The organism is Rhizobium mongolense subsp. loessense, assembly GCF_900099775.1.
Lineage (GTDB): Bacteria > Pseudomonadota > Alphaproteobacteria > Rhizobiales > Rhizobiaceae > Rhizobium > Rhizobium loessense.
In genome coordinates, this window is the sequence record NZ_FMTM01000015.1 from 105,412 (window position 1) to 112,264 (window position 6,853).

The following is a 6,853-nucleotide window of genomic DNA, read 5'->3' on the forward strand; positions in this document are numbered from 1 at the left end:
CAAATATGGCTGACATTGATATCCGCGCCGTGCGCAAGTCCTATGGCAAGACCCAGACGCTGCACGGCGTCGACCTGTCCTTTGCCTCGGGCGAATTTGTCGTCATTCTCGGTCCCTCTGGCTGCGGAAAGTCGACGCTGCTGCGCATGATCGCTGGACTTGAGGAGATTACCGCCGGCGAAATCGCAATCAACGGTCGCGTCGTCAACAGGCTCGAGCCGCGCGAGCGCGGCTGCGCCATGGTGTTCCAGAACTATGCGCTTTATCCGCATATGACCGTGGCCCAAAATATCGGTTACGCGCTGAAGGTAGCCGGTGTGCCAAAGACCGAGCGCGAAACGCGCATCGAGGAGACGGCAAAGATCGTCGGGCTTTCCGAGTATCTTGCGCGCAAACCAGCAGCATTGTCCGGCGGCCAGCGGCAGCGCGTGGCGATGGCGCGTGCCATTATTCGTGAGCCGCAGGTGTTTCTCTTCGACGAGCCACTGTCGAACCTCGACGCCAAGCTGCGGGTGTCCATGCGGGCGGAAATCCGCAAACTGCACCAGCGCCTTTCAGCAACGTCCATCTTCGTCACCCATGATCAGATCGAAGCGATGACGCTCGCCGACAAGCTCGTGGTAATGAATAAGGGGCATGTCGAGCAGGTCGGTCAGCCGCTCGATATCTATCATCGGCCGGCAAGCATATTCGTCGCATCCTTCATCGGCTCTCCCGCGATGAATCTTTTCAATACCCGCGTCGAGGTCGAGACTGCGTCGGTGCGTTTCGGTGGCGTGCAGGTCCCCATCGACCCCGCGCTTGCGGCCAGCTTGCGCGGAAGAGATGTCACGATCGGCATTCGACCGGAGCAATGTGCCGTTTCACTGGACGGCAGCGGCGTGCGAGCGACAATAGACTTCGTCGAGGAACTTGGCTCCGGTCGGGTCGCCCATGCCGAGATCGATGGCGAGCCATTTGCAGCCGTCATCAGCGAACATATGCGCGTGCGTCCAGGCGATCGAGTAGGCCTGGAATTGCCCTTATCCCAACTGCATGTCTTCGAGCGCGATAGCGGTCGCCGGATAGATATGAACATCAATTCCAGCTCCCCGCGTCCGGCCGCCGCCACCTCAACGCTGGCGATTGTTCACTGAAATTTTGACGGCCCCCCAGGAGGAACACGCGCATGAACGACATGATTTCCGCCGTCGGATTTTGCAACCGAACCGGCAAGGGCGACCTGAGTGCGCTTGACACTTCGCTGCGGGAAATCGCCGAGACTGGGGCCGACGCCTGCGAAATCGGCATCTATGCCGAGGAAATCATCAGCGGCGGCCGCATCATCGAAGATCGCACGCGCCGCGTCGCCGACATCGTTCGCCAGTATCCTTTCAAGAAACTGTCGCTGCACGGCCAGATCCTCTCCAATTTCATGGATCGCGAGCATTTGCAGTTGCAAAAGAAGGTCGTGCGGTCGATGCTCGAGCTCTGCGACCGGCTTGGTGCAGGCATACTCGTCCATCATTCAGGTGCCGGAGAGCTTGCCGATGGCGAAAATGGCGCCGATCTTGACCGAATGGAGCGCGAGGCACTGGCCGAGATGGGCGATATCGCCAAGGGCTACGGCGTACGCATCGCACTTGAAAACATCTTCACCACGGAAAGCAGCCAATACCGCCAGACGCCGAGCGAAGTGGCCGCGACTGTCAGGGCCATCGGCTCGGACAACGTTGTTGCGCTGATCGACTTCTCGCACGCTTATATCGAGTCGACCTACCGCAATCTCGATTTTCTCGAAGAATTGCGCGCAATGGCGCCGGTTACCGGTCACCTGCATGTCCATGACAGCTTTGGCCTTCCCTACTCCATGACGCGCTTTTACCATCCGGCCGAGGCAACGGCCCTCGGCATCGGCGACCTCCACTTGCCGATCGGCTGGGGTGACATTCCTTGGGAGAGTATATTCAGCGAGCTCACGTTCCTTCCGGATACGTCGCTGATCATGGAAATCAACGCGGAGCGATTTGGTGACCAGCAGCCGGCCTGCCTGGAACGGGCGAGAGGTTTGGCGGCATTGATGGGGATGGCGGATAAAGCGGAAAGGCGGCAGCTGTCGTAGCTGCCACCCTGACCTTGTTGGCCGTTAGAAGCGGGGACCTACCCCGATGCAGAAAACGGCCGAATGCTGTCCTTGACGATCGGGCCATCCTTGGCAGCGCCGAGCAAGCCCGCACCAGGAATTCCTTTGCCGTCCCTGTTTCCAGTCATCATGTAGGTGATCTTCCAGATCGACGCGCTTGATGCCCCTTGGCTTATCTCTTACAGCCGGCTGCCTTGGAAGTACGACTGGTACATATTCAGGGGCTCGTCTTTGGTATGTGACCGCCACGTAAGAGTGTCGCCTATATCGAAATTCGGTTATCATCTAAGCGACCGAAGTCGTATTGCATCGTGTGCCGTGTCTAGAGTTCTCATCATAGTCGGGCTTGTTGTCGTCGCGGTCGGTATTCTCTGGCCGTGGCTTGCACGCATCGGCTTGGGGAGGCTCCCGGGCGACATTCTTATCGAGCGCGAGAATTTCTCCATTTATATCCCTATTACGACCGGCCTGCTTTTCAGCATTTTGCTGTCCGTAATGCTCTGGCTCCTCAATCGTTAAGAAGCTATGCCCGTTGTAAGGGCCGCACGACGCGCCGGCATTCGAAGAATGTCCCTGAAGATCGCCGTCACATCCCTTTGCGGCAAAGCGGCCCGCTCGACCCCATCACGATAGCCGGAGCAACGTTGCACAACGCCCACGCGGTTCAGCCCCCGCAGGTTTACGCTTCAATGCGCGCGCGCTGCGGCTTCGTCAGCGGGGCCGTCGCAATAGCGCCACACATGTTACTCCCCCTGTTCGCTTTCCGATGCCAAACTAGCTCACGCACACCACGAGCGAACCCACCGTCTGCCAGCAGGCGCGGAAATCAGGAGATTTGAAGCCATGACGAGATCAACTGAAAATGGTCAACAACAAGGCAGACAGCCTGACATGCACACTCCGCCGGTCGTGTCGCCCCAGGCCTGGGAGGCGGCCCGCCAGCAGCTGCTTGTGAAAGAAAAGGCACTGACACGCGCCCGTGACGCCCTGGCCGCCGAACGCCGGCGAATGCCGAGGATGGCCGTGGAGACAGCGTATGCGTTCGAGGGACCTGCGGGCAAGGCAAGCCTGCTCGACCTATTCGATGGTCGGCGACAGTTGATCGTCTACCGCGCCTTCTTCGAGCCGGGCGTGTTCGGCTGGCCCGACCACGCGTGCAGGGGCTGCTCCATGGTGGCCGACCAAGTCGCGCATGTCGCGCACCTGAACGCGCGTGACACCACCCTCGTCTTCGCCTCGCGTGCGCCTCAGTCCGACATCGCGCGCCTGAAGGCGCGGATGGGCTGGGAGATGCCGTGGTTCACTCTCACCGACAGCTTCGACGCCGACTTCGGCGTGGACGAGTGGCATGGCACGAACGTGTTCTACCGTGACGGCGACCGCGTATTCCGCACCTACTTCGTCAATAATCGCGGCGACGAGCAAATGGGAGGCACTTGGAACTACCTAGACATCACGCCATTGGGCCGGCAAGAGGTCTGGGAGGACTCGCCCGAAGGCTATCCTCAAACGCCGACGTATAAGTGGTGGAACTGGCATGACAGCTACGTTGCAGACGCAATACCCGACAAGAAATGGGTCGAGGTGTCGGACGCTGGAGAGGCGGCGTTCCGGAGCCAACACGCGAGCACGAAGCCCTGAGCCATGACACTGCCAGGTGCTGGAGAGGTGAGGAACAGGTCGCCAAAATATGGCGGCAGCGGCCTGCACAGGCATCCGATCTTTTCTGACCTGTTCCGGATCGTCGGCGAGGACGGGCATTCTGCCTGCCCCCGTCGAAGGCCACCGGATCCGAAAAGCCCCCGCAACTGCAGTGCGACAACGATGTGCGGGCCTTGCGGCCCGCACAATGTCGCCTTGTTACAGTTCGGCTCTAGGCTCAATCGGGTTCCAGATGCTTATTTTGCGGGTCTCAGGCATCAAGAAAAGGGCAAGTAGGAAGCATACGGCAGGAACCGCGATCGGGTAGATCAGCGCGTAACCAATGCTGCCAGTGGCCGCGAACGCCGCCGAGGTGATGAACGGCACCAATCCGCCCCCCCAACCATTGCCAATGTGATACGGCACCGAGACTGACGTGTACCGGATCCTGCCGGGGAAGAATTCAGCAAGGAACGCACCAACCGGGCCATATACCATCCCGACGTAGCAAACCAGGATGAAGATGATGAAGATCGCGATTGGATAATTGATGTTGCCAGGCTGCGTGACTGATCCCAGCCACAAGTACAGCGGATAATACGTTATCGCGGCGAGCAACATGCCTCCCAGGATAACTGGCTTGCGGCCGATAATGTCTGACAGCCATCCAAAAAAGATCAAACTCGGCGTTGCAATGAGCAGCGCGGCTCCCACGATATAGGACGAGGTCAACGAATCTACCTTGGAAACCTGCTGCAGGAAGTACAATGCCCAGAACTGGCCGCTATACCAGACCACTCCCTGCCCGATCAGCACGATGGTGGCGATCCCGACATATTGGATGTTGGAGCTGAGGAAGGCTTCCTTCCATGGATTTCGGGTCGTCTGCCCCTTAGCCTTGATCTCCTCGAAGATCGGTGTCTCCTGAAGCTGAAGCCGGATGTAGATTGCAATGGCTACCAGCAGGAAGGAGACCAAAAACGGAATGCGCCACGCCCACGCGTCGAAGACCTCGTTGCCGAAGTAAGTGCGCGTCGCGATGATCACGGCCAGCGACACGACGATTCCGAGCGTCGGAGAGGTCTGAAGCCACCCGGTATAATAGCCACGGCGTTCGTCGGGGACATGCTCGGCGACATAGGTGATGGCGCCGCCATACTCGCCGCCCAAGCACAAGCCTTGGATCATCCGCAGGCCGAAGAGAAGGAACGCAGCGGTCAGCCCGATCGACGCGTAGGTCGGCATCAAGCCGATCGCACCGGTGCCCAACCCCATGCCGCTGAGTGTGATGAGAAACGTGTATTTGCGGCCGACCCGGTCACCCATCCAGCCGAAAAGGAACGCCCCCAGTGGACGGATCAGGAATCCCGCGGTGAAGAGCGCAATCGTACTCAGCAGCGCTGCGACTGGGTGGGATTGTTCAAAGAACTTCACCGAAAGAACCGCGGCCAAGCTTCCGAAGATATAGAAGTCATACCATTCGATGACGTTTCCAACCGACGCGGCAATGATCACACGACGGAAATCCCTTGGAACTTGAGTGGGCATGTTTCGTCCTCCCATTAAACATCGCCCTCCAACTTCTTGTATTTTAGCATGAAAAGCAGCCTGATCCAAACAGGGCACGCGCACGTCAGATCGGCGAAGCGCGCCACAATAAGCCGGTCGCCAGTGAAGGAAAGCGGCGCGAAACCAGGTTTGACAAGTATCCTCGCCTCGCGATGGCGATGAGACGTCTGCATCGCCGGTCGAGACAACAACGATCTCCTCCTTGGAGAACCGCAACAGTCTTACGATCCTGCAGCGTGTTGTTCCGTTTAGGCAAGCCGTGACAGGGCGTTGGTGAGAAACTTTGGGCTGTCCCACTTGCGGCTTCGCCACCCATTCGTCACGCGCCCTTCGATATCCAATCGATCTTGTTCGCTGGCCAGCCGCGCGAGATCAAGGGCGGCGCGACGACCATGCCGCAATCGGCCAGCTCCGCACGCAAGCACGCGCATGGTAATGTCGTCTTTAAGTGAGCCTGAAGGAAAAGGTCAGCGTCCTTGTCCAGAACGCTGACAGATTTCATCAATTCCGTCTGCTCGATCAGCCGGCAAGTGCGCCGGATTTCTTTGCGACCCAGGTGGCGACATAGTCCATCAGGGCAGGCGATAGGCAGTCATAGGGCTCCAATCCAAGCTCCCGCAAGCGGGCCCGTATGCCGTCCATTCGACTGGGATCGACGCCCGACTCGATAATGGAGGAAACAAAGGCTGCAAATTCGGGTGGAGCCCAGCCTGTTTCCTGGAACCGCTCGGGGTGAACGAAGTCCAGCCCCTGGAACGCATGCTCCCGTTCGACCGGTCCATACATGTGCACGCCGCATTGCTTGCAGGCGTGACGTTGGATCAGTGCGCTCGGATCGACCACCTGCAGTTTGTCTCCATTCTCCAGCACAGTCACCTTGTCATGCGGGACGACCGCGACAATGGAGAAAGAAGTACCTCTGGGCTTCCAGCATTTGGTGCAGCCGCAAACGTGATTGTGGGCGACCTGCCCCTCGATCCTTACCTTGACCGGCCGGTCCGTGCAGGCACAAACAAGCGTGCCACCGGCAAAGCCGGGGTCGGCGGGTTTTAAACCATCGTCGACTGCCGGATGAATATGAACTGCAGTTTCCATCGCATGTTCCTCCCCTGTTGCGCTGAAGCCGTCCGGGTCTCCGGATATTGGCCTACTACGGCCTTTGTCCGAACGCCCGGCGGACACGTTAGTAGATGACGACGCTCCTGATGCTTTGACCGGAATGCATGAGTTCGAAGCCGTTGTTGATGTCTTCGAGCGGCATCGTATGGGTGATCATCGGATCGATCTCAATCTTGCCTTCCATGTACCAGTCGACGATCTTCGGCACGTCGGTGCGGCCACGCGCGCCGCCAAAGGCGGTGCCCATCCAGCTGCGGCCGGTGACCAGCTGGAACGGGCGGGTGGAGATTTCCTGGCCGGCACCGGCCACCCCGATGACGACCGACTTGCCCCAGCCGCGATGGCTGGCTTCCAGCGCCTGGCGCATCACCTTGGTGTTGCCGGTGCAGTCGAAGGTGTAGT

7 protein-coding genes are annotated in these 6,853 nt (G+C 59.2%); 4 read left to right on the plus strand and 3 right to left on the minus strand.

The window, feature by feature from the left end; all coding sequences use genetic code 11:
• Positions 1-5 precede the first annotated feature (5 nt).
• The 4 genes from BLP23_RS29710 to BLP23_RS29725 all read left to right on the plus strand — a co-directional run bounded on the left by BLP23_RS29710 (position 6) and on the right by BLP23_RS29725 (position 3,763).
• Complete coding sequence (locus tag BLP23_RS29710; RefSeq protein WP_092588300.1) at positions 6-1,136, plus strand: sn-glycerol-3-phosphate import ATP-binding protein UgpC; 1,131 nt, start codon at positions 6-8, stop codon at positions 1,134-1,136.
• Between the two features lie 32 nt (positions 1,137-1,168).
• Positions 1,169-2,101, plus strand: coding sequence for a sugar phosphate isomerase/epimerase family protein (locus BLP23_RS29715; protein ID WP_092588301.1), 933 nt, complete (start codon positions 1,169-1,171; stop codon positions 2,099-2,101).
• Between the two features lie 339 nt (positions 2,102-2,440).
• Positions 2,441-2,641, plus strand: a complete 201-nt coding sequence (locus tag BLP23_RS29720) for a DUF2905 domain-containing protein (protein ID WP_092588316.1) — start codon at positions 2,441-2,443, stop codon at positions 2,639-2,641.
• Between the two features lie 324 nt (positions 2,642-2,965).
• Positions 2,966-3,763, plus strand: a complete 798-nt coding sequence (locus tag BLP23_RS29725; RefSeq protein WP_167364030.1) for a DUF899 domain-containing protein — start codon at positions 2,966-2,968, stop codon at positions 3,761-3,763.
• 219 nt (positions 3,764-3,982) lie between these two features.
• Here the strand turns inward: BLP23_RS29725 and BLP23_RS29730 are convergent, their stop codons facing one another.
• The 3 genes from BLP23_RS29730 to BLP23_RS29750 all read right to left on the minus strand — a co-directional run.
• Positions 3,983-5,311 (minus strand): MFS transporter, encoded by a 1,329-nt coding sequence (locus BLP23_RS29730; protein WP_092588303.1) that lies wholly within the window; start codon positions 5,309-5,311, stop codon positions 3,983-3,985.
• 540 nt (positions 5,312-5,851) lie between these two features.
• Positions 5,852-6,427, minus strand: a complete 576-nt coding sequence (gfa, locus tag BLP23_RS29745; protein ID WP_092588306.1) for an S-(hydroxymethyl)glutathione synthase — start codon at positions 6,425-6,427, stop codon at positions 5,852-5,854.
• A gap of 88 nt (positions 6,428-6,515) precedes the next feature.
• On the minus strand, positions 6,516-6,853 hold a 338-nt coding region (locus BLP23_RS29750; RefSeq protein ID WP_139187137.1), incomplete at its 5' end, for a zinc-binding dehydrogenase.

What these genes read in the sequence shown, in the direction of transcription:
- BLP23_RS29710 (WP_092588300.1), top strand. Translation starts at nt 6, where the DNA reads ATGGCTGACATTGATATCCGCGCCGTGCGCAAGTCCTATGGCAAGACC.
- BLP23_RS29715 (WP_092588301.1), top strand. Translation starts at nt 1,169, where the DNA reads ATGAACGACATGATTTCCGCCGTCGGATTTTGCAACCGAACCGGCAAG.
- BLP23_RS29725 (WP_167364030.1), top strand. Translation starts at nt 2,966, where the DNA reads ATGACGAGATCAACTGAAAATGGTCAACAACAAGGCAGACAGCCTGAC.
- BLP23_RS29730 (WP_092588303.1), bottom strand. Translation starts at nt 5,311, where the DNA reads ATGCCCACTCAAGTTCCAAGGGATTTCCGTCGTGTGATCATTGCCGCG.
- gfa (WP_092588306.1), bottom strand. Translation starts at nt 6,427, where the DNA reads ATGGAAACTGCAGTTCATATTCATCCGGCAGTCGACGATGGTTTAAAA.